Consider the following 23,517-nt stretch of genomic DNA (forward strand, 5'->3'; position numbering starts at 1 on the left):
TCAAAGCCCTTTGCGTTTCGAGATGGAGCGTCGCGATACCCACTGGGCAACCACGGCGAAAAATACGATGAACACCAGCAAGGTGGTCGAGGCCGCCGCCAGCGTCGGCGTCAGCGCGAGCTGGATGCTGTCCCACATCTGCTTGGGCAGCGTGGTGTTGATACCGCCGCTGACGAAGATGGCCACGGTCAGGTCATCGAACGAGGTGATGAACGCCAGCAGGAATGCCGACACCAGGCTGGCCGACATCAAGGGCAAGGTCACGGTGCGCAACCGGGTGAAGGTGCTTGCGCCCAGCATCCGTGCGGCATCGTCCAGGCGCCAGTCATACTGTTTGAATGCCGCCGACAGGGTCACCACCACATAGGGCAGCGCCAGCACCGTATGCCCCAGCACCAGCCCCAGATCCTTGCCGGCCAGGCCAATGCGCGAGAACAGGTACAACAAGCCGAGGGCGATGACGATGCGCGGTACGATCAAGGGCGCGATGAACAGCACGAACAGCCCCTTGCGCCACCCCGCAGACAAGCGGGTGAGCGCCATCGTCGCCCCGAAACCCAGCACCAGGGCGAGCAGCGCCGTCGCAACGCCGACACCGAACGAGCGCATCAGCGCCGCCTGCCACACGGGTGACGTGAAGAACTCCTCAAACCATTTGAAGCTATACATCTTCGGTGGGAACGCAATGAACGGGCTGCTGGTGAAGGCCAGCGGCACCACGACCAGCACCGGAAGAATCAGCAGCATGACCAGTACGATGCTGTAGCCGGTGAGCAGTTTGCTGTCCCCTCCCCGCGCCCGCTCCTTGCCGAACCGTGAACAGAAATGGCCGAGCCAGATCAGCACCTGCAGGCCGCGTCCGGAACGCTTGCCTTCTGGCGCCTCGCCGCCGAGTGAAGACAGCCCGGCGACGCGGTCGTAGATCAGGAACACCACCAGCGAGGACGCCAGCAGCACCACGGAAAGCGCGCCTGCAAAACGCATGTCGAAGAGGTCCAGCACCGAGGAGATGACCAGTTGCGCGACCATCATTTCCCTTGGTGAACCCAGTAACGCCGGCACGATGAAGAAGCCGAGGCTGGTGATGAACACCAGCAACGCAGCGGCGGCAATGCCGGGCGCCGACAGTGGCAGGAAGATACTGAAGAAGCTCATGGCGCGGCTGGCGCCCAGTGTCTGCGCGGCGGGTGCCAAGCGCTGATCGATGCTGCGCATGATCGGCAACAAGGTAATGACCGCCAGTGGCAGCATCGAATGCACCATGCCGATCAACACCCCGGACAGCGCAGGGACCAGCCCCGAGGGGTTGTCGATGACCGAAGCGGCGAGCGTAGTGACCAGGCCCTTGCGCGACAACAGCAGCATCCAGGCGTAGGTCTTGACCAGGTAGCTGGTCCAGAACGGCAGCATGATCCACAGCATCCACCGCTCACGCCCATAGGGCGAGAGGCGCGTCAGCAGGTAGGCGATGGGATAGGCCAGCAGCACCGCCACCAGCGCCGTCATCGCAGAAATCCAGAATGTGATACCCAACACGCGGCCATAGATCGGGGTGGACGCGATGCGCTGGAAATTGCCCAGGCTCAGGTCACCATTGGCGTCCTGAAAGCTGCCCATGAGCATCTCACCCACCGGCAGCAGGAAGAAAAGACACAGGAACAACAGCGCTGGAATGGCCGGCCACAGGCCGCGCCGCAGGTTCATGACCGTGCCTCGGCGGCCAGCAGCGTGGCGCGGTCCGCGTCCCAGGTGATTCCCACCTGATTGCCCACCAGCGGCTTGACCTGACGGGCGCAACGCACGCTGAAACGAGCACCGGACGGCAGGCGAATCAGGGCCCGGGTGTCACTGCCAAGGAATACGCACTCATCCACATAACCCACCAACAAACCCTGAGCAGGGTCGGTCAGGCGCGCAGCTTCAGGCCGGACCAGCACAAAGGCGTCATCGTCCACCGTTTGCGCGACCTCCTGGCCGACGCAACCGCTGAAATCGACCAACCGGCCTTCAACCGCGAACTGCTGACTGTTATCACGACGCACCTTGAGTACGTTGGAGTGGCCGATGAACTCGGCGGCGAAGCGGGTCGCCGGGCGATCGTAAAGCTCCTGGGGCGTGGCCAGTTGTTCGATACGCGCGCGGTTCATCAGGCAGATACGGTCGGACAGGGTCAGCGCTTCTTCCTGATCGTGGGTGACATAAATGAAGGTCGCGCCCAGCTCTTTATGCATGTGGCGGATTTCGAGCTGCATGTGTTCGCGCAGGTTCTTGTCCAGTGCCCCCAGCGGCTCGTCCAGCAGAATCACCGACGGCCGATAGGCAAAACAGCGGGCCAGGGCGATGCGCTGCTGTTGCCCGCCGGACAACTCGTTGGGGTAGCGATGGGCGAAATCCTGCATGCGCACCATGGCCAGCGCGTCATCCACTGCGGTCCTGGTTTCGGCCTTGCCCATACGCCGCATGCGCAATCCATAGGCGACGTTGTCCCAGACGCTCATGTGCGGAAACAGCGCATAGCTCTGGAACACCAGCCCCATCCCGCGATCGCCCGGTGCGGTGTGGGTGGCGTCCTTGCCGTCGATCAAGAGTTGACCGCTGGTGGGCAGCACCAGCCCGGAAATCATCTGCAGCAAGGTGGTCTTGCCGGAGCCGGAAGGCCCCAGCAAGGTCAGGAACTCACCTTCCTTGACCTGGATATTGGTGGGTTGCAACGCCACGAACTGGCCGTATGTTTTGCCCAGACTGCGGGCCTCTAGTTTGACGGTCATGCGGCCACTCCTACGACAAGATCCAGGCGTTGAAACGTTCGGTCACCTGGGTGCGATTCTCTGCCCACCAGCTCGGACTGGGCAGGCGCATGTTCTTCAGGTTTTGCTCGGCAGTCGGCAGGAACGCGGCACGCTCGGGTGGGATCGATTCGAAGGCCTTGCGGTTGGTCGGACCGTAGGCCAGGGTGTCGGTAAAGTCGGCCTGGCGCTTGGCATCGGCACAGAAGCGCACGAACTCCTTGGCCATCTCCGCCCGCGGCGTGCCCTTGGGGATGGCCCAGCCTTCGATGGAATACAGCCCCTGATTCCACACCACCTGAACCGGCGCGCCGTTTTCAATTGCCGCCTGGGCGCGACCGTTCCAGGTCGAGATCATGTCCACTTCCCCGCTCTGGATCGCCTGCATCGCCTGTGCACCGGAGGTCCACCACAGGTCAATGTGCGGCTTGATCTTGTCCAGGCTCTTGAATGCGCGATCCACGTCCAGCGGATACAACTCGTCCAGCCCCACGCCGTCGGCCAAAAGCGCCTGCTCCAGGGTGTCCAACGGGCTGCGGCGCAAGCAGCGGCGTCCGGGGAATTTCTCGACGTTCCAGAAATCGGCCCAGGACTGCGGGCGCTTGCCTTCGTCCAGGGTGTCGGTGCGGAAGGCCAAAACGGTGGAATACACGTCCAGCCCCAGGAAATTCGGGGTGATGGCCTCGGGCATGAGGTCCGGGTAGTCCTTGGCGTCCAGCCCAATAGGTTCAAGGAAACCTTCGGCCTCAAGATAAGGAATGTCGGCCGAGATGGTGAGGATGGTGGCGTCCCACACGTAGTTGCGGGTCTTGACCATGGCCGCGAACTGCGCGACCGGCTGCGACTCACGCGCCACGCTGACGACCTTGATCCCCGTGGCTTTTTCGAAGGGGTCGTAGAACGCCTTGCGGTAGGCGATGGTGTACGGGCCGCCGGGATCGGAGACCACGATGCGCTTGTCCTGGGCGCGGACCACACTCGGGAGGCCCAGCGCCAACGCAAGCGTGGCACCGGCTTTTAGAACCTGACGACGATTTGGGGTAACTGGACTGCTCATGACTGACTCCTACGGCACGAATTGTTCGTTTTTGTAGATGGACGTGGGCAGGGCAAAGGTCAATCAGTTGGTTAGAGAGGTACTTTGCCCCTGTCATCCATGGTGCGGTGAAGCCCGGCGCCGACCCAGTGGCCGGCTGCCGGTCAAGCAGTGGTCACTTCCTGGCGCGCTTGCTGAAAAACTCTTCCATCATGCGTGCAGGCTCGCCCGAGTCGTAGGCTTCTTTCTGCAGACGACGGCCCGCTTCGATGCAGCTCTTGAAACCTTCCTCGCTCATTTCGCGGAAGCGCTGCTTGTCCAGGCGCATGGCAACCGGTGGCTTGGCCGCCAGCTCCTGAGCGATCTGCATGGCTTTCTCGAACACCTGTGCAGCCGGCACCAGATGATGAATCAGGCCAATGCGGTGGCACTCCTCGGCGTCCATCAAACGGCCGGTCAGTACCAGCTCGATGGTGCGCGACATGCCGAGCATGCTGTTCATGATCCAGGGACCGGTCGTGCTCGGGATCCCGGAGTTGATTTCCGGCTGGCCCATGCGCACCTCCGGGTGGCCGACACGGATGTCACCGAGCAGCGCGACCTGGAACGCCGAACCTGCGGCGGTACCGTTGAGCGCAATCACCAGCGGTTTGGAGAGGCCGCGCAGCGTCGCGTAGTAATGCTCCCACTCGCCGACCCACTCCACCGCGCGGTCACCGCTGAAATCGTGGGCCTCGGACAGGTCCTGGCCTGCGGAAAACGCACGGTCCCCTGCCCCGGTCATGATGATGGCCTTGATCGCAGCGTCGGCTTCGTACTGCTTCAAGGCGGTGATGATTTCGTTACGCATCGGCGTGGTCCATGCGTTGAGCACGGCCGGCCTGTTCAGTGTGATAACCGCGACAGCACCTTGTATCTCAAGCAGAATGTCTGACATGTTTATCTCTATGCGATAGTTAATGTCTCAATACAATAATTAACTATCGAAAAATGCGCAACGGTCCGAAATCTTTTGTCGTATTCGGGTCAGGAGGGTCGCTGAGAAGCATGAAAGACGCCGGAAAAGGCGTGAGGGAGGGCTGGAAGCGGACGCTTCAGCGGGCACCTGTCACCTCGATTGAGGGACAGGTGTCACACAGGGTTACTCAACAGTCTCGAGCCTGCCGGCATTGCGCCGGTTCAGTGACTCAGGACTGGCACGAGACAGGTTCTGGCCCCCTCAGGGAAACCAGCACGACCAGGGTCGCCAGCAAGGCGCAGCCCGATCCGGTCATGATGGCCGCCGTGAAGCCTGCGGAACCGGACACCAGACCGCCGATGAAGGCACCGCCGCCAATCGACAGGTTGACCACACACACCAGCAGCGCCTGAACGCCTTCGACGCGGCCGTTGGAGGCATCGAAACACCAGATCTGGGTGGTAATGGGGATCATCCCGAAGGCAAAACCCCAGAACACGATCACCGGCCACAGCAGCAGCGGATCGGCCACGAAGACCATCAGCGAGGTCAGCGACACCAGCATGAGCAGGGTCATGACCAACACCGACGACGGTGCGCCCCGGGCTGCCAGCACCCCGCCGGCCAGATTTCCCACCACCGCCGCCAGGCCAAAGGCGAACAACAGGACACTGAGTGTCGAGCCCGTCACCCCGGCCTGCTCCTGTACGTATGGCGCCAAAAAGGTGTAGGCCGCAAAGTGCCCCACGTAGATGAGCAGCGCAGCGGCGAACCGTCGGCGGATGGCGGCCTCGCCTGCCAGCGCGCGCATCTGCGTCATGCCGGCACTGCGCTCACCGGGCAGCGACGGCAGGAACCAGGCGATCAGCAAACCCACCCCGACGGTGACGGCCCCCGCCAGCAGGAACGCCGAACGCCAGCCGAAGGCTTCGCCGATGAGCGTGCCCGCTGGAATACCCGCCACGGTTCCCAACGACACCCCTGCCAGAATATATGACGTCGCGCTCACCCCTTCCCTGCCTGGGCGCAGGCGAGGGCCGAGCGAGCCGGCAATGGTCCAGAACCCGCCCAACGCAAAGCCCAGCAACACCCGGCCGGCAAGGGTCAGCCAGAATTCACCCGACAGCGCCACGATGAGGTTGGAGGCCAGCAGTATGCTCAGCAGCACCAGCAGGATCCGGCGCCTGTCGACATGACTGAAAAGCGCAATGCATGAAGGCGCCGAGACAGCGGCCAGCACACCAGGCACAGCCATCATCAGGCCTGCGTGATTGACGCTCACCTTCAGTTCACTGGCGATCGAAGGCAGCAGGCCCACGGGAAGAAATTCGGTGGTCACGGTCGCGAAGGAGCCAAGGGCTACGCTTGCGACCGCCCACCATGAAGCGCATTGAGGGGTGTTTGATTCAGAAGCTTTAACGCAATTCACAAAAAATCCGGGTCCTGTGTACAGCACTGACCGATGGGTCAGAGCACGAGACAGAGCACCCTACACGTTTATCAAGTCAGGATGTAACCGTACGGGGCAGGTCAATCCCGCCAGATCTGTATCAATTCGTCACATGTTCCCCACGACTGCCCCCTGAGCGATCCCTCCCTCGCTCGGCACCGGACACCGGCAGGCTCTGGGCAATGGCAAACGCGACCTCCATGAAGGTGAAACCAAGGATCAGAAAACTGGCGCCCTTGGCCACTGCATAGATCTGCCACAGCGCAAACAATCCCCTTGCCAGCACGTCATAGAGTCCCACGAGGCGGCTCGGATGCCGCAGCCGCCACAGCGACCAGACAATCACCACGCTGCCCAGCAAATTGACGAAGAGCATCTCGGAGACGCCCAGCACAGGGACCGGACGGTCCAGCCCCAGGGCCGCGGACAGTGCGGCGAAGCCTTGCAGGCAAAGCGACGCCGACCACGGCGTCATGAAGGCCGCCGTGGCCGCCAGGTCATACCAGGCACTGGCCCGCACGATTTTCAGATTGTGGTTTACGTTCAGCATGCTCATCCCTCACAGTTTGGACCCTCAGGCTAAAGCCTGGAGTAAGGTCCAGAGTCAATGCGAGAAACCATGAAAATGAGAATCGGCGACGTCGCCAGGCGTACCGGCGTGTCCGTGGACTCCTTGCGGTTTTATGAAGACAAAGGCCTGATCAAGCCTCAGCGAACCGCCAATGGCTACCGGCTCTACCCCGAGGAAACACTGCAACTGGTGGGGTACATCAAGTTGGCGCAGCAGTTGGGGTTCTCACTGGCGCAGATCGGTGAAAACCTGCCACTGCTGTGGAATGCTGAAGAAGCATCGAGCGCGCTTCTGCCCGAGTTGTTCGCACAGAAGATTGCAATGCTGGACGAGCGCATTGCACAGATGCAGGCGCTGCGAAATGTGCTGGCCGAGCGGGCGCAGCAGGCGTGTCCGCTGTTGGTGGGTGAGTTGGGGGCGGTGGTGTGAGTGACGGCCCTGCCCTTGTGATGACAAGGCCTTGGGCTGACACACAATCCCTCAAACCCCACCCTGCTCCGCAAGATTGCGATACTGCCCCTTGAAATACAGCAGCGGCTGCTCAGCCGCTGCCTCTTTAAGGCTCAAAGCCTTGACCTCACCAATAACAATCAGGTGATCGCCAGCGGGATACTCAGCGTGGATTTCGCAATCCAGCCAGTGCAGGCTGCCGCCAATGATCGGGTTGCCCAAGGGCGACTGATGCCAGTCGACGCCTTGCCACTTGTCCGTGCCTCGGCGTGCGAACTGATTGGAAATATCGACCTGCTCACCGGAGAGGATATTGACCGCAAACCGGCCGGCCTGGCGAATCCTGGGATAACTGGCCGATTGGGACATGACGCTGAATGACACCAGTGGCGGACTCATCGACACGCTGTAGAACGACTGACAGGTAAAGCCAATCGGCTCGCCGGCGATGTGCGAGGTAACCACGGTGATGCCCGATGCGTAATGCCCGAGCGCTTCGCGAAAGTGCAAGGGCTCGATGGCAGTACCGGTAAGCGACATAACAGATCCTGGATAAAAGTCCGCCACTTCAATAGTGGTTCAGCCTTGGTTTGAAAGTTCTCTGCGCACGATCTCTGCGCCCGCGCTCAATGCTTGCAGCTTGCCGCTGGCAACCCGACGAGGCAGAGGTGCCATGCCGCAGTTGGTGCAAGGGTAGAGCTTGTCGGCGTCAACGAACTGCAGCGCCTTCCTAAGGGTGTTGGCAACTTCCTCAGGGGTTTCAATGGCGTGGTTCGCCACATCGATAGCCCCGACCATCACTTTCTTGCCGCGAATGAGTTCAATCAGATCCATGGGCACGTGAGAGTTGTGGCACTCCAGCGAGACGATGTCGATGCTGGACTTTTGCAGTTTGGGGAAAGCTTCTTCGTATTGGCGCCATTCCGAGCCCAGGGTTTTCTTCCAGTCTGTGTTGGCCTTGATGCCGTATCCGTAGCAAATGTGCACGGCCGTTTCGCATTTGAGTCCTTCAATGGCCCTTTCCAGCGTCGCAACGCCCCAGTCGTTCACTTCGTCGAAGAACACATTGAATGCAGGCTCATCGAACTGGATGATATCGACCCCGGCGGCTTCCAGCTCCCTGGCTTCCTGGTTGAGGATCCTGGCGAATTCCCAGGCCAGCTTTTCACGGCTCTTGTAGTGGGCATCGAACAGGGTATCAATCATCGTCATCGGGCCTGGCAGCGCCCACTTGATTGGCTGGCCGGTCTGTTGACGCAGGAATTTTGCATCTTCGACAAACACCGGCTTGCGACGCGCAACTGCCCCCACCACTGTTGGCACGCTTGCATCGTAGCGGTCGCGAATTCTCACGGTTTCGCGCTTTTCGAAATCCACGCCGTCCAGGTGTTCGATAAACGTCGTGACGAAGTGCTGACGTGTCTGCTCGCCATCACTGACGATATCGATACCCGCCAGTTGCTGTTCCTGCAAAGAAAGACGCAGCGCGTCCTGTTTGCCCTCGACCAATGCGTCGCCTTCCAGTTTCCAGGGTGACCAGAGTGTCTCGGGCTGGGCCAGCCAGGAGGGTTTAGGCAAGCTGCCGGCGGTCGAGGTGGGCAACAGTTTTTTCATGAACGATAACCTTGTTTTAAATGATTCAAAGGGCGCAGCTGACGGACCACTTCTCAAGCACGGCCTGATAGGGTTTGATGAACTGCTCTTCGGCAAACTTGCCTTGCTCGATCGCCAGCCGGCTGCGTTCTTCCCGGTCATAGACAATGCGAGTCAGGGAGTAATCCTGGTGTTTCAAGTTCGGCTGGTAGGATTTCCCCGCAGCCGAGTTGGCGTTGTAGATTTCAGGCCGGTATATCTTCTGGAAGGTGTCCATGGTGCTGATGGTGCCAATCAGCTCCAGACGGGTGTAATCACTCAGCAGATCGCCTGAAAAGTAGAACGCCAAAGGCGCCGCGCTGTTAGGCGGCATGAAGTAGCGCACGGTCAATCCCATCTTCCTGAGATACTCGTCAGTCAACGAATACTCATCCTGCTTGTACTCGAACCCGAGCACCGGATGCTGGTTCTCGGTCCGGTGATAGGTCCTTGAACTGGACACACTCAGGCAGATCACCGGCGGTTTGTCGAAGTGCGCCTTGTAGGCTCTCGAATTGACGAAGCACTTGAACAGCTTGCCGTGCAAGTCGCCAAAGTCTTCCGGCGTGCTGAACCCGACGCGGTTCTTGTTGTGTTCCAGCAGGCGCACACTGAAGTCGTAATCGCGCACGTAAGAAGAGAAGTTGTTTCCGACAATGCCGTTGATGCGCTCATGGGTGTGTTGATCGACAATGGTTGTTTTCAACACCTCGATCAGCGGGATGGCCTGTTCACGGCCTTGGGCATCGAGCGTCATTTCAGCGGAGATAATTTCAAGTTCCACCCGATAGCGATCGCCCGTAGGGTTGTCCCAGTGCGCCAGGGCATTGAAGCGGTTATCGATCATCTTCAGGGTGTTGCGCAGATTCTCCTGCCGGCTCTCCCCACGGGCCAGGTTGGCGAAGTTGGTGGTGATGCGCGTAGTGTCCGAGGGAAAATAATTCTCGTCGAAACAGATGCTCTTGATAGCGAATGCGAAGTCTGTGTTCATCTTGATCTGACACCCTGTGTTCTTTGCGCCAGACCTGAATGTGCTGCTTGTCTTTTCAGGCGTGGCCGACGTTCTGTTTTTTCACCCGGCAGGCTGCACGCCATCTGTGGTGAAGAGCAGTCCGCATGTTAGGGCGCTGGCTGTATGAACAAAAACGAATTGATTTCAATGGAGCATTAGCCAGATTCATGATGATGTACTGGGCTCGGCAGCCATCCATCAACGTCCCGCCGCGAACGGAAGTTAGTTCTGGTAGATTGCCGGGCTTTAGCGAACCGTTTGAGAACAACCACAATGAGAGTGATTCGGAGCAAGGAATTCACCGCCACCCGTGCCTGGGGTGCTGACGACATCGCTAACATGGACGGCACCACCGTGCGCCTGCACTGGACCGATCAGCCCTACAAATGGCATGTGAACGACGGTGAGGAAGTGTTCGCCGTTCTGGACGGCACGGTAGAGATGCACTATCGCGAGTCAGGCATCGAGCGCGTCGTGACCTTGATGACAGGTGATGTGTTTTTCGCAGGGATTGGATGTGAACATGTTGCCCATCCCCGAGGCGAAGCGCGAATTCTGGTCATTGAACGTGAGGGCAGTGTTTGAGTGCCTCGGAAGCACAAAACACAAGTGCCCTCACGTCGTTGATCTCGCGGCAGGGTCCGGGCACCAAGGTGCGCTAGGGTTCCAGTTTCAACAGCGGGACGTCTTTCTTCACGATGTAGGTTGCCAACTCCGAGCCGGTGGTGGTGCCGACGTTAGTTGCAACATGGGGAACCCCGGCCGGAATGTATAACGAGTCACCGGTATGAAGCGTCACGGCGGGTTGACCTTGCAGCTCATATACGAAGGTGCCGCTGATCACATACGCGATCTCTACCCCCGGATGCGAATGCCTGGGGGCCGCGACGCCCGGCTCGAAGTCGACCCGGACTTGAATGGCCTCACGATCCGCGAAGTCCAGGTCCCTCTTCACCAGATCAGTGCGATGAAGGCCGGTTTGCCAGCTCTTTGCGGCCGATGGATTAGGTGGGCTTGCCTGCGCACTGGCATCTTGAGCCTGTGATATCCCGGCGAATCCGCAAAGGGCAGTCGCGAGGGCGATGACGAGCCGGGTCTTGCGAGTTAAGTACTGTGACATGGGTCTATTCCAGGAGTGAGCCGTCAGGGTGGCTGTTTCCGCTTGTGCGGTACTCCATTTGAATGACTCATTGTATCTGGCTCATTTCTGGCCGAAGCCTACTTGTATGCAAACGTTGCCCTGACCCTGGGCGATACGTTGTGATACAGAACGGCCTTGATGGCGATGCGCCCCATGCCCGCTCGGCTGGCCGACTTCAGGTCGAAGATCGAAACCAGCAGGGCGAACGGTGCAGAGCCGATGCCGCAGGGCGAACCCCTACCCTTTCAGGCGTGATGTGGGCACCACGGTTTCAACCTTGCCGGTGGTCACGTCATACACCAGCCCGGTGACCATCACATCTGCAGGCAGGTTCGGATTGGCCTTGAGGGCCGCGACATCGATCTCGACCGATTTGTACGGATCGTCGATGGCCAGCGTTGCCAGCTTGCCCTCCTCCACGCCCATGTATCGAGCAAGGAGATGAGGCGCATGATGCAGGCAACCGGTGATCCCGCATTGGGTGTGGTGCAACACCACCAGATTCCAGCCTTCGCCGACGGGGTTGCCGCCGACTTTCGACACCGTGCCGAGAATCGCCATGGTCTGAAACAGCTCGGGGGTCACGCGGCCGCCCACGTTGCGAATGATGGCGGCCTCACCGGCGCCAAGTTTGAAGATATCCATCGGGTCCACCCGAGGATCAACGCAACCGATGATCATGGTTTTCTGCGAAGGGATGATTTTGAGATCTGCCGAGAAACCGTTCTCTGCGTACTCGGCATTGCGTTCGGTCAGGGTATTGATGAAGTCCATGATTGTCTCCGTCATCAGGTTGAGGCTGGGGAAGTCAAGTCAGTCAGGGAAACCGGCTCGAGATGCACGAACCGGTCGAGCCCGTTTCATTTGCCGCTGAGGCTGCAGGCGGGCGAATTCGCCAACGGCGAGCACCGCAGCGTCTCGCTTGCGATGGAGCCAATATCGTCGCTTGGCGGGGCCGCCGGTAGCCGTCGATTTGGTCTAACATCTATCTTGAACCAGCATTAATGAACCTCCGTTCATGGCATCATCGCCCGCTGTGGGGTGCACCTCGCCCGCACGCTGATCGGGCCTGATCGATCACGGGTCGACGCGGATGCACCGGGCTGTGTGGGCTGACGAAATGGACGGAGCACTGGGAAGATGGCGCTGAAAGACATCGTCGCGTTGCGCATCTACACGCGGGTCGCGCGGCTGGGGAGCTTTTCGGCAGCGGCCCGGGAAAGCGGGCTCGCGCAATCCCAGGTCTCGCGAATGATTGCGGAGCTGGAAGCCAGTCTCGGCGCCCGCCTGCTGTCCCGAACCACCCGCGCCGTGACGCCAACCGAAGCAGGTCTGGAATTCCTCATGCGCGTCGAACCCATCCTGGCGGCGGTCGACGATGCCGAAAACAGCGTGCGGGAAACCGGGGAGCTTCGCGGGTTGCTGCGCATCGGCATGCCTGCAACGATGGGGCTGCGGATCGTCATCCCGAGACTCTCGACCTTCACCGAGCAGCACCCATCCCTGCATCTGGAACTGCTGCTTGAAGACCAGTGGCAGGACATGGTCAAGGACGCCGTTGACGTCGGCATCCGCGTCGGGCACTTGCCGGACCTTTCCGGGACGGCCCGGCAGATAGGCCTGATGCGGCGCGTGCTGGTGGCGTCCCCGGGCTATCTGGCCGAGCACGGCACGCCTGAGTGTCCAGCTGACATCCAGAGTCATCGAGTCGTCGGTGGCCCGGCAGGGTCCCAAGTCACCTCCTGGCAACTGGAGCGCAACGGCGAACAATCCTCAGTAAGCCCCAACGCGCAGCTTTCCATCAACAATACGGCCGGGGCACTGACCGCTGCCGTCGGTGGGCTGGGCATTGTGTCCACCACGTCCTGGGCCTGTGCCGCAGACTTGAAAGCCGGAACGCTGGTCCAGGTTCTGCCTGAATGGAAGATGGCCGAACTGCCCGTTCATGCCTATTTCCCGATGGGGCGAACCACCCGCATGTCTGCCCGAGTGTTTGTCGATTTCCTGGCCCGGATGCTGGCCAGCGAGCCATAGCTTCGGCAATCTTGCCGCATCAGAGCGGACAGCTCTGCACTCACCGAGCCCTCCTGGCATCTCGCACAGCTGCGAGCGGGCTGTGTTCGGGCAATAGGATTACAGTTATCATTTGAATTGATTATGCAAATCAAGAACCCGCAATTGCCCGGTTGATATGATAGTAATAATGTTACACCCGGACGCACTCCACAGGGAGCGTTCATTTCATTGCTTGCCGCCACTCAGGGCCTGCCGGTGCCGGTTTCGTGAGCGGGCAGAGCCAGCCTTTCGCTAGCCAATCCATCCGACTTCTGAAGAGAACCTATGAAAACTGTTCATCACCCAAATACCCGCATCCGCCCTCTCGCCGGTGCCGTGGCGATGGCAATGGCTGGCCTGATGGTCCTGAACCTGTCCGGCTGCGACGACGCCAGCGGAAAACCCGCTGATTCAGCGGTTGCTGCTGGCGCCGTGGTGTCCGCCGCGACGGTCGTGCAGAAAGCCGTGGTCGAAACCCAGGAGTTTTCCGGTCGCATGGAGGCCATCGAGCGCGTCGATATTCGTGCCCGGGTCCCGGGTTTCATCACCAGCGTCAACATTACCCCCGGTGCCATCGTCAAGAAGGGCGACGTGCTCTTCGTCATCGATCCGCGCCCTTATCAAGCCGAAGCCGACCGTACCGAAGCCGCCGCGGCTGCCGCACGGGCCAAGGTGGACCTGGCGCGTATCGAGCTGGCCCGCTCTCAGAAGCTGATCGGCGAGAAAGCCATCGCGCAGCGTGAGCTGGACGAAAACCTGTCCAACTTCAAGCAGCTGGAAGCCAGCGCCCGTGCTGCCGCAGCCGAGTCTGACAATGCCAGGCTCAACCTGAGCTATACCCGTGTGACCTCCCCCATCGATGGCCGCGTCGGCAAGGCCGATATCACGCTGGGCAATCTGGTCGACACCAGCGCCGTGCTGACCAAGGTGGTGTCCGACGACAAGATCTACGCCTCCTTCGACGGTGACGAAGACACCTACCTGCGTGTCGGTGCCGCTCACCACGGCGGCAAGGATGTAGACGTCAGGGTTGGCCTGGCCAACGAGCAAGGCTTCCCCCACGAAGGCAAGCTCGAATTCGTCGACAACCAGCTCGACCCGCAAACCGGCGGCGTGCGCATGCGCGCCATATTCAGCAACGCCGACAAGACCCTGGCCCCTGGCCTGTTCGCCCGCGTGCAGTTGCTGGGTGGCACCCATGGCGGCAACGAAACCCAGGCCATCCTGATCAACGAGCGTGCGATCAACACCGATCAGGATCGCAAGTTCGTGTTCGTCGTCGATCCTCAGGGCAAAGCGGAATACCGTCAGGTCACCCTCGGAAACACGGTGGATGGTCTGCGTGTCGTGCGCAGCGGCTTGAAAGCTGGCGAGCAGATCGTGGTCAACGGCCTGGTGCGGGTGATGCCGGGCGCCCCCCTGGCACCGCACATGGTTTCGATGGATTTCAATCCTGATGAACCTGTCGCAGAAACCACCCCCGAAACAGCCTCCAAAACCACACCTGACGCCAAGTCAAAGGGTTGATCGATCATGAATTTCTCGAAATTTTTCATCGACAAGCCCATCTTCGCGGGGGTGCTGTCGATCATCATTTTCGTGGCAGGGCTCATCGCGCTGTTCACGCTCCCTGTCGCCGAGTACCCGGACGTGGTGCCACCCGCCGTGCAGATCCGCGCGCAGTATCCGGGCGCTGACGCCAGGGTCATTGCCGAGACGGTGGCCACGCCGCTGGAACAAGAGGTCAACGGCGTCGACAACATGCTCTACATGTCGTCGCAATCGACGGCCGATGGCAACCTGCTGCTGACCGTGACCTTCAAGATCGGCACCAAGGTTTCGCAAGCCGAGACCGACGTGGAAAACCGCGTGCAACGGGCCTTGCCACACTTGCCCGAAGAGGTGCGCCAGATCGGCGTCACCACCATCAAATCGACGCCCAGCCTGACCATGGTGGTGCACCTGACCTCGCCGGACGGTCGTTACGATGACCAGTACCTGCGCAACTACGCCACGATCAACGTCAAGGACCAGCTCGACCGCATCGCCGGCATCGGCCAGGTGCAGTTGAACGGCTCGGGCGACTACGCCATGCGTATCTGGCTCGACCCGGTGAAGATCGCCGCGCGCAACATGACCACCCTGGATGTCACCGACGCCATTCGCGAGCAGAACGTACAGGTGGCAGGCGGTGCAATCGGGCAGTCGCCGTCCAGAGGCAGCGATTTCCAGTTGTCCGTGAAAACCCAAGGCCGGCTGCAAACCCCTGAAGAGTTTGGCAACATCATCGTGCGCACCGGTGCCGATGGCGCCCTGACCCGCCTGCGTGACGTCGCCCGCATCGAGTTGGGTGCCAACGCCTATAACCTGCGTGCCCGCCTGAACAACCAGCCGGCTGTGGCGCTGGTCGTCTTCGAAGCGCCAAACGCCAACGCGCTGCAGATGTCCAGCGACATTCGCGACCGCATGGAACAGTTGAAGGCTGACTTCCCGCCGGGAATGGAATACAGCATCGTCTACGACACCACCCGCTTCGTGCAGGACTCGATCAATGCGGTGATTCACACCCTGCTCGAAGCCATCGCGCTGGTGGTGCTGGTGGTCATCATCTTCCTGCAAACCTGGCGCGCCTCGCTGATCCCGCTGCTCGCCGTGCCGGTTTCAGTGGTCGGCACTTTTGCCGTGATGCTCGCATTTGGCTTCTCGATCAACACCCTGTCGCTGTTCGGTCTGGTGCTGGCTATCGGTATCGTCGTCGACGACGCCATCGTGGTGGTGGAAAACGTCGAACGGAACATCGCCAGCGGTCTGTCGCCCCGTGAAGCCACGCTACAGGCCATGAAGGAAGTGAGCGGTCCGATCATCGCCATCGCGCTGGTGCTCTGTGCCGTATTCGTGCCGATTGCCTTCGTGCCGGGCCTGTCCGGTGAGTTCTACAAGCAGTTCGCGCTGACCATCGCCATCTCCACCGTGATCTCGGCATTCAGTTCCCTGACTCTGGCGCCGGCATTGTCCGCTGTGTTGCTCAAGGGCCATGACGCGCCGAAAGATGCCCTGACCCGCATCATGGACACGCTGTTCGGCCGGTTCTTCCGGGCCTTCAACCGCTTCTTCGGGCGCTCGTCCGAGCGTTATGAAATGGGCGTCAAAGGCACCCTCAAACGCAAGTCCGGCGCCATCGCCGTCTACCTGATGCTGGCCGCCTGTGCCGGGTTGATGTTCAAACTGGTGCCTGCGGGCTTCGTGCCGCTGCAAGACAAAGGCTACCTGATCGGCATCGCGCAACTGCCGACCGCCTCCTCGCTGGACCGTACCGATGCCGTCATCCAGCGCATGGGCAAGATCGCGACTGCAACGCCCGGCGTCAGCGACGCTGTGCAGTTTCCGGGCCTGTCGGTCAACGACTTCACTGCCTCGTCCAGCGCCGGTATCCAGTTCAGCAACCTGCAGAGCTTCGCTCAACGCAGCTCCAGAGACCTGAGCGCAGGCGCCATCGCCGGTGAATTGAACAAACGCATGACGTCGATCGAAGACTCGTTCATCCTTGTCGTGCCACCGGCTCCAGTGGACGGCCTGGGCACCCTCGGCGGCTTCAAGCTGATGGTGGAAGACCGCGGCAACGTCGGCTACGACGCATTGAACAAAGCGACGCAGGAGCTCCAGGCCCGTGCGCGCAAAGCGCCTGAACTGGCGGGTGTCTTCACCGGCTACCAGATCAACGTGCCACAGATCTACGCCGACATCGATCGTGACAAGGCCAAGCAGTTGAACGTGCCGCTGCAAACGATCTACCAGACGCTGCAAGTCAACCTGGGTTCTGTGTACGTCAACGATTTCAACCGCTTCGGGCGTACCTATCAGGTGCGGGTGCAGGCTGACGAGCAGTTCCGCAACCACGTGGAAGACCTGAAAAAGCTCAAGATCCGCAGCACCAACGGCGACATGATTCCCCTCGCCTCGCTGATGCGCGTGTCCAATACCTACGGCCCGGAACGGGTACAACGCTACAACGCTTATGTGTCGGCAGACCTCAACGGCAGCCCGGCGCCTGGCTATTCGTCCGGCCAGGCACAGGCCGCCATCGAACGCCTGGCCAAAGAAGTGCTGCCAAAAGGCATCACCTACGAGTTCACCGACCTTGCGTATCAGGACATCCTCGCCGGCAACACCATGTTCTACGTGTTCCCGCTCTGTGTGCTGCTGGTGTTCCTGGTACTCGCCGCGCAGTACGAAAGCTGGACCTTGCCACTGGCGGTGATCCTGATCGTGCCGATGTCGATCCTCTGTGCTCTGCTGGGTGTGAAGCTGACCGGCGGCGACAACAACGTCTTCACCCAGATCGCGCTGTTCGTGCTGGTGGGGCTGGCCTCCAAGAACGCGATCCTGATCGTCGAGTTCGCTCGCGAACTGGAGCACCACGGCCGCACGACCGTGCAGGCAGCACTGGAGTCATGCCGCCTGCGCCTGCGTCCGATCCTGATGACCTCGATCGCATTCATCATGGGCGTACTGCCTCTGGTGTTCTCACACGGCCCAGGCTCGGAAATGCGTCATGCGATGGGTGTCGCCGTGTTTGGCGGCATGCTCGGCGTGACCTTCTTCGGACTGTTCCTGACACCCGTTTTCTACGTGTTGATGCGCTCGCTCGCCAAATTCCTGAGCCGCAGCAAAGCCACTAACTCGGCGGTCGTTCCTCACGCTCTTGAAGAGACTCACTAACATGAACGCCAATGTCTTCATCAAACGTACCGGTGCAGTCCTCATTGCCATGGCGCTGGCCGCCTGTGCTGCACCCGATTTCAAACAACCGGAAATCGATGTGCCACAGGCGTTCAAGGAAGCCCCTGATACGCCCGTCACCGCGCCAGATGGCACCCGCTGGCAGGCCGCCAGGGCAGCCGAGGCACAGCCACGCGGTGAATGGTGGCTGGCCTTCAACGACCCGGCGCTCACTGCCCTGATCAATGAAGCAGCCAGGAGCAACAACAACCTGGCAGAAGCCACAGCGCGTCTGAAACAGGCCCGTGCCATTGCCGGCATCGCCGCAGCGGACCGGATACCACAGATCGGTGTCAACGCTGGCGCGCAAAGAAACCGTGAATCCCCCAACAGCCTGCCTGGTGGCAGTGCTGTAGGGGCCCGCACGACCTATCAGGCCAGCCTGACCGCCAGCTACGAAGTTGACCTGTTCGGCCGAGTGTCGTCCAACGTCAACGCCGCCAACTCGGACGCGGCTGCCAGCGAAGCCAGTTACCGCTCGGTGCTGCTGTCGCTGCAAGCGGACGTCGCGCAAACCTATTTCCGCTTGCGCGAAACCGATGCCGAACTGGCAACCCTGAATGAAACCGTGCGCTTGCGCGAACAAACCGTGCAGGTCACTCAGAGCCGGTTCGATCTGGGAGATGTAGGCGAGTTCGACCTGTCGCGGGCCAGGACAGAGCTGTCGACGGCGCGCGCGGAAGCGGTCGCCCTGCAACAGCAGAGAACCACCCATGAGCATGCGCTCGCGGTGCTTCTGGGCAAGCCGGCATCGAATTTCTCGGCCAGCAGCCAACCTCTCGATGACATCGCCTCGCTGCCGCAGATCCCTTCGGGCATGCCGTCGAGCCTGCTGCAGCGCCGCCCGGACATCGTCATCGCGCAGCGTGAGATGGAAGCGGCGAACTCGCGTATCGGCGTTGCCCGTGCCGCGATGTTTCCGGCGCTCAACCTCAACGGCGGGATTGGTGGCGTCGGCACCTCGGTGGCGGACATCTTCAACTGGAGCAGTCGCTCCTGGGTCCTGGGTGCGCTGATGTCGATGCCTATCATCGATGGCGGCCGTAACAAGAACAACGTCAAGCGCAGTGAGGCCGCGCTGGAGGAGTCGGTCGCGACGTACCGTCAGCAGGTACTGGTGGCGTTTGCCGAAGTCGAAGACAACCTGGCGGGCCTGCGCATTCTGGCCGATCAGGCGCAGCAGACCGACGAGGCCGTCGTCTCGGCACGCCGTTCGGCACAACTGGCCCAGATGCTGTATGAAGCCGGTCGCACGGGCTACCTGGATCTACTGGAGGCACAGCGCAACCTCACCACGGTTGAGCGCAGCGCCGTGCAACTGCGCGGCAGTCGGGCCGTCACCACCGTTGCGCTGGTCCGCGCATTGGGGGGTGGATGGGATGGGCAGTCCGAAGTGACGTCTTCGCCGACGCCTGTGGCCAGCCGCTGAAAGCGCGGGTGTGGGCATCACCGAAGCGGCCGAGCCTTGCCTGCGCAAGACCGGCCGTTTTTCAGGCATCCAGCGTCACACGGCTGGCTTCTGGACAGCGTCCTCCACGGCCACCTGATCCTTGCTCAGCAACCCCAGAACCACCGCCGCTGAAAACAGCGTGATGACGGTCAGGATGTGCAGCAGGTACTGGAAGGCCTGGGCATAACCGGCGATCAGCGCTTCATTGGCCAACCCCGGGATGCGGTCGATCGCATGGGCCATGTCGCCGGTGGTGACCCGCTGGGCGGTTTCGGCGATGGCGACAGTGTCCAGGCTTCCCGGCACGCCCTGCAGAATGTCGCTGAGGTGAGTGTGCAGCAACGAGGCCAGGATGGCCGCCACACTGGCCAGTGCAATGCCCTCCCCGGCGACCCGTACGGTGTTGAAAATACCGGCGGCCATGCCGGCACGCTCCTTGGGCACCACGCTGACCGACAGCCCGTCCATCAATCCCCAGGGCAGCCCGGCACCGATGCCGATCAACAACATGGGGCCCACCAGACCGAACCTTGGCTCACCGACGTTATACAAACTCAGCCAGTGCAGGCCCACCGCCGCAATCAGAAATCCCGCGCCTGACAGAATGCCGGGGGACACAAAGCGCGCCAGCGATGCCGCCATCATCGGCACCACCAGCATCGGGGCGGACAGCGCCAGCAACAGCAGGCCGGCGTCGATTTCGCTCAGCCCTTCGACACCGATGAAACGCAGCGGCAGCATCACCACCAGGACGATGTAGCAGTAGCAGGTGCCTATCGGCAGCATCTGCACACCAATGAAACGCGGGTAACGGAACAGGGTCAGGTCGAGCATCGGGCGCTTGACGCGCATTTCGATCATCACGAACAGCGCCAGCAGGACCGCCGAACCGATCAGCAGTCCGGACACCAGTGGGCTGCCCCAGCCGCTCTCCGGTGCCTGGATCACGCCAAAGGTAAACAGCGCCAGCACCCCGGTAAAGGTGACAGTGCCGGGCCAGTCGAGGCCCTGGGCGTTCGGATCACGGGTTTCACGCATGCGCGGCAGGCCGAAGACCATGGAGATGACGCCGATGACGGCGGTGAACACGAAGATCGCGCGCCAGCTGAATGCTTCGATCAGGCCGCCCGCCAGCAGCGGGCCAAATGCCAGACCGATGCCGAACGTGGTGCCCAGCATGCTGTAGGCCCGTGTGCGCGCATGCCCCTCGAATTCCTGGGCAATCGCCGCCGAACCGCTGGCCAGCGCCGCAGCACCGGCTACGCCCTGCACCGCCCGCAGGATATCCAGCCAGAACACCGTCGGTGCCAGGCTCTGGGCAATCGAGGCGGCGGTAAACAGCATCATGCCAAGGGTGAACAGCTTCTTGCGGCCATAGACATCGGCCAGTGCGCCTGCAGCCATCAGCAGGCTGCCGAACGACAGCATGAACGCGTTGGTGATCCAGGTGAGCGCCACCGGGCTGCCCCCCAGTTCACGGCCAATCGCGGGGGTTGCGACAGCCCCACCGGTGAAGCTCAGCGGCAGGACAAGCGCTGACAGGCAGATGGCCGCGAGAATCAGCAACCTGTCGCGAGCAGTTGCCTGGTGGGCAATATTTGTCATGAGGGATATACCTGTTGTGCGAAAAGATGTGTCATTGTTGCTGGCGCAGATTCATCGATAAACGCGCCATCGAGAGACACTTAGTCGCTTCAAGAGAGACAATTATGGAACGTGCCGACACGTCATTTCCCGACATTGCCGCCTTCGTCGCCGTCGCCCAGACTGGCAGCTTCACGCGCGCGGCGGAGAACCTGGCCACCAGCAAATCCAACGTGGGCAAGGCCGTACAGCGCCTTGAGAGCCGGCTCGGCACGCGGATGTTTCAGCGCACCACACGGGCAGTGCGCCTGACCGAGGACGGCGAAACCTACCTGATCGCCGCCCAGGCTGCGCTCGACGGGCTGCGTGATGCAGCCCAGGCGTTGGCGGCACGCAAGGAGGAGCCCACGGGCCGGGTGCGCCTGGATATCCCGTCGGGTTTCCGCCAGTTGTTTCTGCCGAGCATTTCCGACCTGCGTACCCGCTACCCGAAGGTCACTCTGGAGATGTCCATGACCGACCGCATGTCCGATGCGGTCGGTGAAGGCTGGGACATCGTGGTGCGTGCCGGGGAGTTGCCGCTGGACAGCGACATGACCGTGCGCAAGCTGTGCGACATCACCCTGAGCCTGTATGCGGCGCCGGAATACCTGGCGCGTCATGCCCCGGTCGAATCGGCCGCGGACCTGGTCAACCACGAAGCGGTGATCTTTCGCGGCTTTACCGGGCGTCTGCGGCCATGGTCGCTGGTGGAAAATGGCCACGCCCGCGAGTTCTCGCCGACGCCAGCGCTGATCGTGTCCGATGGTCAGGGGGTGATCGATGCGACCGTGCTCGGCCTGGGCATCGCGCAACTCTACGACAAGGTTGCCCAGCCATACGTCGAGTGCGGCAGGCTGGTGCGGGTGCTGCCTGCCGTGGATGCTCCCGGGCCGCCGGTGCATGCCTTGATCCCGCTGGGTCAGCGCATGCCGGCCAAGACCCGGGCGGTGTTGAATTATCTGGCGGACCGGCTGCGCTGAAAAAAACCATGACTGGCGCGGCCCGGCTTGTCAGAGGCGGCTTTGATATGGCCATCGCCGGCAAGCCGGACTGCTACAGCACGGCGGTACGCTTACAGGGTTTTGTGGTCCCAGCCACCGCCGAGGGCGCGAATCAGATTCACCGTCGAGGCCATCTGCAAGCCCTGCAGCTGCACGGCTGCGCGGCGGGCCTGGAGTACGCTGCGTTCAGCGTCGATCACGTCCAGGTAGGTCACCGCACCTTCGTTGTACTGCGAACGCGACAACTGCGCGGCACGGGCCGTGGCATCGACGGCCACGGCCTGGGTGCGGGTCTGTTCCTCGAAAATGCGCAGGTCGGACAACCCGTCCTCGACTTCCTGGAACGCCACCAGCACTTGCTGACGGTAGGTCGCGACATTTTCTTCATACACGGCGCGAGCGTTGGCCAGGTCGCCCTTGCGTTTACCGCCGTCGAAGATCGGCAGGTTCAGCGCGGTGCCCGTCAATGGCCCGAGCAGGAAGGTCCTGCTGCTCCATTTGAACAGGCTGCCCAGGGAATCGGACTCGAACCCTGCAGCACCGGTCAGCGTCAGCGACGGGAAGAACGCCGCCTTGGCCACGCCGATCCGGGCGTTGGCGGCGGCCATCGCGCGTTCGGCGGCGGCGATGTCCGGGCGACGCTCCAGCAGCGATGACGGCAAGCCGGCCGGAATGCGCAAGTTGACCGCAACCAACGGATTCGGCGCGATGGAAAACTGCGCCGGTGCCTTGCCCAGCAGCACCGCCAGGCTGTGCTCGGAGGTTGCCCGCAGGCGCTCGACCGTCATGCTGTCGGAGCGCGCCGTGGCCAGCTCGGCCTGGGCCCGGGCCAGATCCAGTTGGCTGATCTCGCCCAGGTCATATCGCTGTTGCACCAACTTGAGCGCCTGTTCGCGCAGCGCCACCGCATCGGCAAACACCTGGGCTTCAGCGTCGTACTCACGCAGGGCAAAGTAGTGTTGCGCCACGTCGGCCTGCAGCGCCAGCTGCACCGAACGCAGCAACGCTTCGCTCTGTTGCAGGTCGTCCCTGGCCGCTTCCACCGTATTGGCAACCCGCCCGAACATGTCGACCTCGTAGGAGACTCCGGCCTGGGCACGCCACAGCGTTTGCGCGGGCACGTTGGCGTTGTTCGACAGCCCCTGGGATGCGCCGGAAACTTTCTGCCGGGTCGGGCCGATCCCCGCGTCCAGCGTCGGGAACAGACCGGCCCGCGCCGCCACGTTCAGCGCCCTGGCCTCCTTCAGGCGGGCGGCGGCAGCGGCAAGGCTCTGGTTGGCACTGGCGGCCTGGGCCTCCAGATCGTTGAGGGTCGAGTCCTTGAACACTGTCCACCAGTCGCCTCGGGCCATCTCTTCGGACGGCTCGGCGGTCTTCCATGAACCGGCTTCGGCCGCCGACAAGGCCATGGGCGGCTCCTGGAGCTTTTCTTCCTTGTAGGCGGGCGGCATCGAAACGTTCGGCTTCAGGTAAGTGGGAGCCAGTGAACAGCCCGCAGTGGCCAGCACCGCAGTCAGCCATACCGAGCCGAAGAACATCCGGCTCAGAGCAAAGGTTTTCATGTGATTCT

Annotated in this window: 20 protein-coding genes; 7 read left to right on the forward strand and 13 right to left on the reverse strand. The window is 61.6% G+C overall.

Annotated elements, in window-relative coordinates:
- The 6 genes from ACIPOO_RS15300 to ACIPOO_RS15325 all read right to left on the reverse strand — a co-directional run bounded on the left by ACIPOO_RS15300 (nucleotide 1) and on the right by ACIPOO_RS15325 (nucleotide 6,780).
- Nucleotides 1-1,704: an ABC transporter permease subunit gene (locus ACIPOO_RS15300; RefSeq protein WP_400608314.1), complete on the reverse strand. Its 1,704-nt coding sequence runs from the start codon at nucleotides 1,702-1,704 to the stop codon at nucleotides 1-3.
- Nucleotides 1,701-2,768, reverse strand: a complete 1,068-nt coding sequence (locus ACIPOO_RS15305) for an ABC transporter ATP-binding protein (RefSeq protein ID WP_400608316.1) — start codon at nucleotides 2,766-2,768, stop codon at nucleotides 1,701-1,703. Before ACIPOO_RS15305 ends, ACIPOO_RS15300 begins: the two co-directional genes overlap by 4 nt.
- A 10-nt stretch (nucleotides 2,769-2,778) precedes the next feature.
- Entirely contained in the window at nucleotides 2,779-3,843 is a 1,065-nt protein-coding gene (locus ACIPOO_RS15310) for an ABC transporter substrate-binding protein (protein ID WP_274130588.1), read from the reverse strand.
- A gap of 154 nt (nucleotides 3,844-3,997) precedes the next feature.
- The gene (locus ACIPOO_RS15315; RefSeq protein ID WP_400608319.1) at nucleotides 3,998-4,759 is read right to left on the reverse strand and encodes an enoyl-CoA hydratase/isomerase family protein; all 762 of its coding nucleotides are present in this window, start codon (nucleotides 4,757-4,759) and stop codon (nucleotides 3,998-4,000) included.
- 250 nt (nucleotides 4,760-5,009) lie between these two features.
- A complete protein-coding gene (locus tag ACIPOO_RS15320; protein ID WP_400608321.1) occupies nucleotides 5,010-6,209 on the reverse strand; it encodes an MFS transporter in 1,200 nt (399 codons plus the stop codon).
- A 121-nt stretch (nucleotides 6,210-6,330) separates the two neighbouring features.
- Nucleotides 6,331-6,780, reverse strand: a complete 450-nt coding sequence (locus ACIPOO_RS15325; RefSeq protein ID WP_400608323.1) for a hypothetical protein — start codon at nucleotides 6,778-6,780, stop codon at nucleotides 6,331-6,333.
- A gap of 69 nt (nucleotides 6,781-6,849) precedes the next feature.
- Here ACIPOO_RS15325 and ACIPOO_RS15330 point away from each other — a divergent pair, with 69 nt between their 5' ends.
- Nucleotides 6,850-7,230 carry a MerR family transcriptional regulator gene (locus ACIPOO_RS15330; RefSeq protein ID WP_400608325.1) on the forward strand — a complete coding sequence of 127 codons (381 nt, stop codon included), beginning with the start codon at nucleotides 6,850-6,852 and terminating at the stop codon, nucleotides 7,228-7,230.
- Between the two features lie 51 nt (nucleotides 7,231-7,281).
- On the opposite strand, the gene ACIPOO_RS15335 is transcribed toward ACIPOO_RS15330, so the two are convergent.
- Genes ACIPOO_RS15335 through ACIPOO_RS15345 form a run of 3 tightly spaced genes read right to left on the reverse strand, consistent with a single transcriptional unit; the run spans nucleotide 7,282 to nucleotide 9,874 of the window.
- Nucleotides 7,282-7,791 (reverse strand): flavin reductase family protein, encoded by a 510-nt coding sequence (locus ACIPOO_RS15335; protein WP_400608327.1) that lies wholly within the window; start codon nucleotides 7,789-7,791, stop codon nucleotides 7,282-7,284.
- 39 nt (nucleotides 7,792-7,830) lie between these two features.
- A complete protein-coding gene (locus ACIPOO_RS15340) occupies nucleotides 7,831-8,865 on the reverse strand; it encodes a methionine synthase (RefSeq protein WP_274131163.1) in 1,035 nt (344 codons plus the stop codon).
- A gap of 25 nt (nucleotides 8,866-8,890) precedes the next feature.
- Nucleotides 8,891-9,874, reverse strand: coding sequence for a DUF1852 domain-containing protein (locus tag ACIPOO_RS15345; protein ID WP_400608329.1), 984 nt, complete (start codon nucleotides 9,872-9,874; stop codon nucleotides 8,891-8,893).
- 294 nt (nucleotides 9,875-10,168) lie between these two features.
- Here ACIPOO_RS15345 and ACIPOO_RS15350 point away from each other — a divergent pair, with 294 nt between their 5' ends.
- Nucleotides 10,169-10,480 carry a cupin gene (locus ACIPOO_RS15350; RefSeq protein ID WP_274131165.1) on the forward strand — a complete coding sequence of 104 codons (312 nt, stop codon included), beginning with the start codon at nucleotides 10,169-10,171 and terminating at the stop codon, nucleotides 10,478-10,480.
- 73 nt (nucleotides 10,481-10,553) lie between these two features.
- On the opposite strand, the gene ACIPOO_RS15355 is transcribed toward ACIPOO_RS15350, so the two are convergent.
- Together ACIPOO_RS15355 and ACIPOO_RS15360 are read right to left on the reverse strand one after the other, a co-directional pair.
- Nucleotides 10,554-11,015 carry a cupin domain-containing protein gene (locus ACIPOO_RS15355; RefSeq protein ID WP_400608331.1) on the reverse strand — a complete coding sequence of 154 codons (462 nt, stop codon included), beginning with the start codon at nucleotides 11,013-11,015 and terminating at the stop codon, nucleotides 10,554-10,556.
- A 258-nt stretch (nucleotides 11,016-11,273) separates the two neighbouring features.
- The gene (locus ACIPOO_RS15360) at nucleotides 11,274-11,810 is read right to left on the reverse strand and encodes a carbonic anhydrase (RefSeq protein ID WP_400608333.1); all 537 of its coding nucleotides are present in this window, start codon (nucleotides 11,808-11,810) and stop codon (nucleotides 11,274-11,276) included.
- Nucleotides 11,811-12,176: 366 nt separating this feature from the next.
- On the opposite strand from ACIPOO_RS15360, the gene ACIPOO_RS15365 reads away from it, so the two are divergent.
- The 4 genes from ACIPOO_RS15365 (at nucleotide 12,177) to ACIPOO_RS15380 (ending at nucleotide 19,299) form a co-directional block, all read left to right on the forward strand.
- Nucleotides 12,177-13,070, forward strand: coding sequence for a LysR family transcriptional regulator (locus ACIPOO_RS15365; RefSeq protein ID WP_274131168.1), 894 nt, complete (start codon nucleotides 12,177-12,179; stop codon nucleotides 13,068-13,070).
- A 306-nt stretch (nucleotides 13,071-13,376) separates the two neighbouring features.
- Complete coding sequence (locus tag ACIPOO_RS15370; protein ID WP_400608335.1) at nucleotides 13,377-14,618, forward strand: efflux RND transporter periplasmic adaptor subunit; 1,242 nt, start codon at nucleotides 13,377-13,379, stop codon at nucleotides 14,616-14,618.
- Nucleotides 14,619-14,624: 6 nt separating this feature from the next.
- Nucleotides 14,625-17,810 (forward strand): efflux RND transporter permease subunit, encoded by a 3,186-nt coding sequence (locus ACIPOO_RS15375; protein WP_400608337.1) that lies wholly within the window; start codon nucleotides 14,625-14,627, stop codon nucleotides 17,808-17,810.
- A gap of 1 nt (nucleotide 17,811) precedes the next feature.
- The gene (locus ACIPOO_RS15380) at nucleotides 17,812-19,299 is read left to right on the forward strand and encodes an efflux transporter outer membrane subunit (RefSeq protein ID WP_400608339.1); all 1,488 of its coding nucleotides are present in this window, start codon (nucleotides 17,812-17,814) and stop codon (nucleotides 19,297-19,299) included.
- Nucleotides 19,300-19,374: 75 nt separating this feature from the next.
- On the opposite strand, the gene ACIPOO_RS15385 is transcribed toward ACIPOO_RS15380, so the two are convergent.
- On the reverse strand, nucleotides 19,375-20,925 hold the full coding sequence (locus ACIPOO_RS15385; protein ID WP_400608341.1) for an MFS transporter: 1,551 nt from the start codon (nucleotides 20,923-20,925) through the stop codon (nucleotides 19,375-19,377).
- A 104-nt stretch (nucleotides 20,926-21,029) separates the two neighbouring features.
- On the opposite strand from ACIPOO_RS15385, the gene ACIPOO_RS15390 reads away from it, so the two are divergent.
- A complete protein-coding gene (locus tag ACIPOO_RS15390) occupies nucleotides 21,030-21,926 on the forward strand; it encodes a LysR family transcriptional regulator (RefSeq protein ID WP_400608343.1) in 897 nt (298 codons plus the stop codon).
- A 92-nt stretch (nucleotides 21,927-22,018) separates the two neighbouring features.
- Here the strand turns inward: ACIPOO_RS15390 and ACIPOO_RS15395 are convergent, their stop codons facing one another.
- A complete protein-coding gene (locus ACIPOO_RS15395) occupies nucleotides 22,019-23,509 on the reverse strand; it encodes an efflux transporter outer membrane subunit (protein WP_400608345.1) in 1,491 nt (496 codons plus the stop codon).
- Nucleotides 23,510-23,517 lie beyond the last annotated feature (8 nt).

It is taken from the genome of Pseudomonas sp. NPDC090201, from assembly GCF_044746825.1.
In the GTDB taxonomy this organism is placed as follows: domain Bacteria; phylum Pseudomonadota; class Gammaproteobacteria; order Pseudomonadales; family Pseudomonadaceae; genus Aquipseudomonas; species Aquipseudomonas putida_AD.

Bases quoted from the DNA above. Each gene is read 5' to 3' on its own strand.
- ACIPOO_RS15315 (WP_400608319.1), bottom strand. From the start codon at position 4,759: ATGTCAGACATTCTGCTTGAGATACAAGGTGCTGTCGCGGTTATCACA.
- ACIPOO_RS15370 (WP_400608335.1), top strand. From the start codon at position 13,377: ATGAAAACTGTTCATCACCCAAATACCCGCATCCGCCCTCTCGCCGGT.
- ACIPOO_RS15310 (WP_274130588.1), bottom strand. From the start codon at position 3,843: ATGAGCAGTCCAGTTACCCCAAATCGTCGTCAGGTTCTAAAAGCCGGT.
- ACIPOO_RS15375 (WP_400608337.1), top strand. From the start codon at position 14,625: ATGAATTTCTCGAAATTTTTCATCGACAAGCCCATCTTCGCGGGGGTG.
- ACIPOO_RS15305 (WP_400608316.1), bottom strand. From the start codon at position 2,768: ATGACCGTCAAACTAGAGGCCCGCAGTCTGGGCAAAACATACGGCCAG.
- ACIPOO_RS15395 (WP_400608345.1), bottom strand. From the start codon at position 23,509: ATGAAAACCTTTGCTCTGAGCCGGATGTTCTTCGGCTCGGTATGGCTG.
- ACIPOO_RS15340 (WP_274131163.1), bottom strand. From the start codon at position 8,865: ATGAAAAAACTGTTGCCCACCTCGACCGCCGGCAGCTTGCCTAAACCC.
- ACIPOO_RS15380 (WP_400608339.1), top strand. From the start codon at position 17,812: ATGAACGCCAATGTCTTCATCAAACGTACCGGTGCAGTCCTCATTGCC.
- ACIPOO_RS15385 (WP_400608341.1), bottom strand. From the start codon at position 20,925: ATGACAAATATTGCCCACCAGGCAACTGCTCGCGACAGGTTGCTGATT.
- ACIPOO_RS15360 (WP_400608333.1), bottom strand. From the start codon at position 11,810: ATGGACTTCATCAATACCCTGACCGAACGCAATGCCGAGTACGCAGAG.
- ACIPOO_RS15365 (WP_274131168.1), top strand. From the start codon at position 12,177: ATGGCGCTGAAAGACATCGTCGCGTTGCGCATCTACACGCGGGTCGCG.
- ACIPOO_RS15335 (WP_400608327.1), bottom strand. From the start codon at position 7,791: ATGTCGCTTACCGGTACTGCCATCGAGCCCTTGCACTTTCGCGAAGCG.
- ACIPOO_RS15325 (WP_400608323.1), bottom strand. From the start codon at position 6,780: ATGCTGAACGTAAACCACAATCTGAAAATCGTGCGGGCCAGTGCCTGG.
- ACIPOO_RS15355 (WP_400608331.1), bottom strand. From the start codon at position 11,015: ATGTCACAGTACTTAACTCGCAAGACCCGGCTCGTCATCGCCCTCGCG.
- ACIPOO_RS15330 (WP_400608325.1), top strand. From the start codon at position 6,850: ATGAAAATGAGAATCGGCGACGTCGCCAGGCGTACCGGCGTGTCCGTG.
- ACIPOO_RS15345 (WP_400608329.1), bottom strand. From the start codon at position 9,874: ATGAACACAGACTTCGCATTCGCTATCAAGAGCATCTGTTTCGACGAG.
- ACIPOO_RS15390 (WP_400608343.1), top strand. From the start codon at position 21,030: ATGGAACGTGCCGACACGTCATTTCCCGACATTGCCGCCTTCGTCGCC.
- ACIPOO_RS15300 (WP_400608314.1), bottom strand. From the start codon at position 1,704: ATGAACCTGCGGCGCGGCCTGTGGCCGGCCATTCCAGCGCTGTTGTTC.
- ACIPOO_RS15350 (WP_274131165.1), top strand. From the start codon at position 10,169: ATGAGAGTGATTCGGAGCAAGGAATTCACCGCCACCCGTGCCTGGGGT.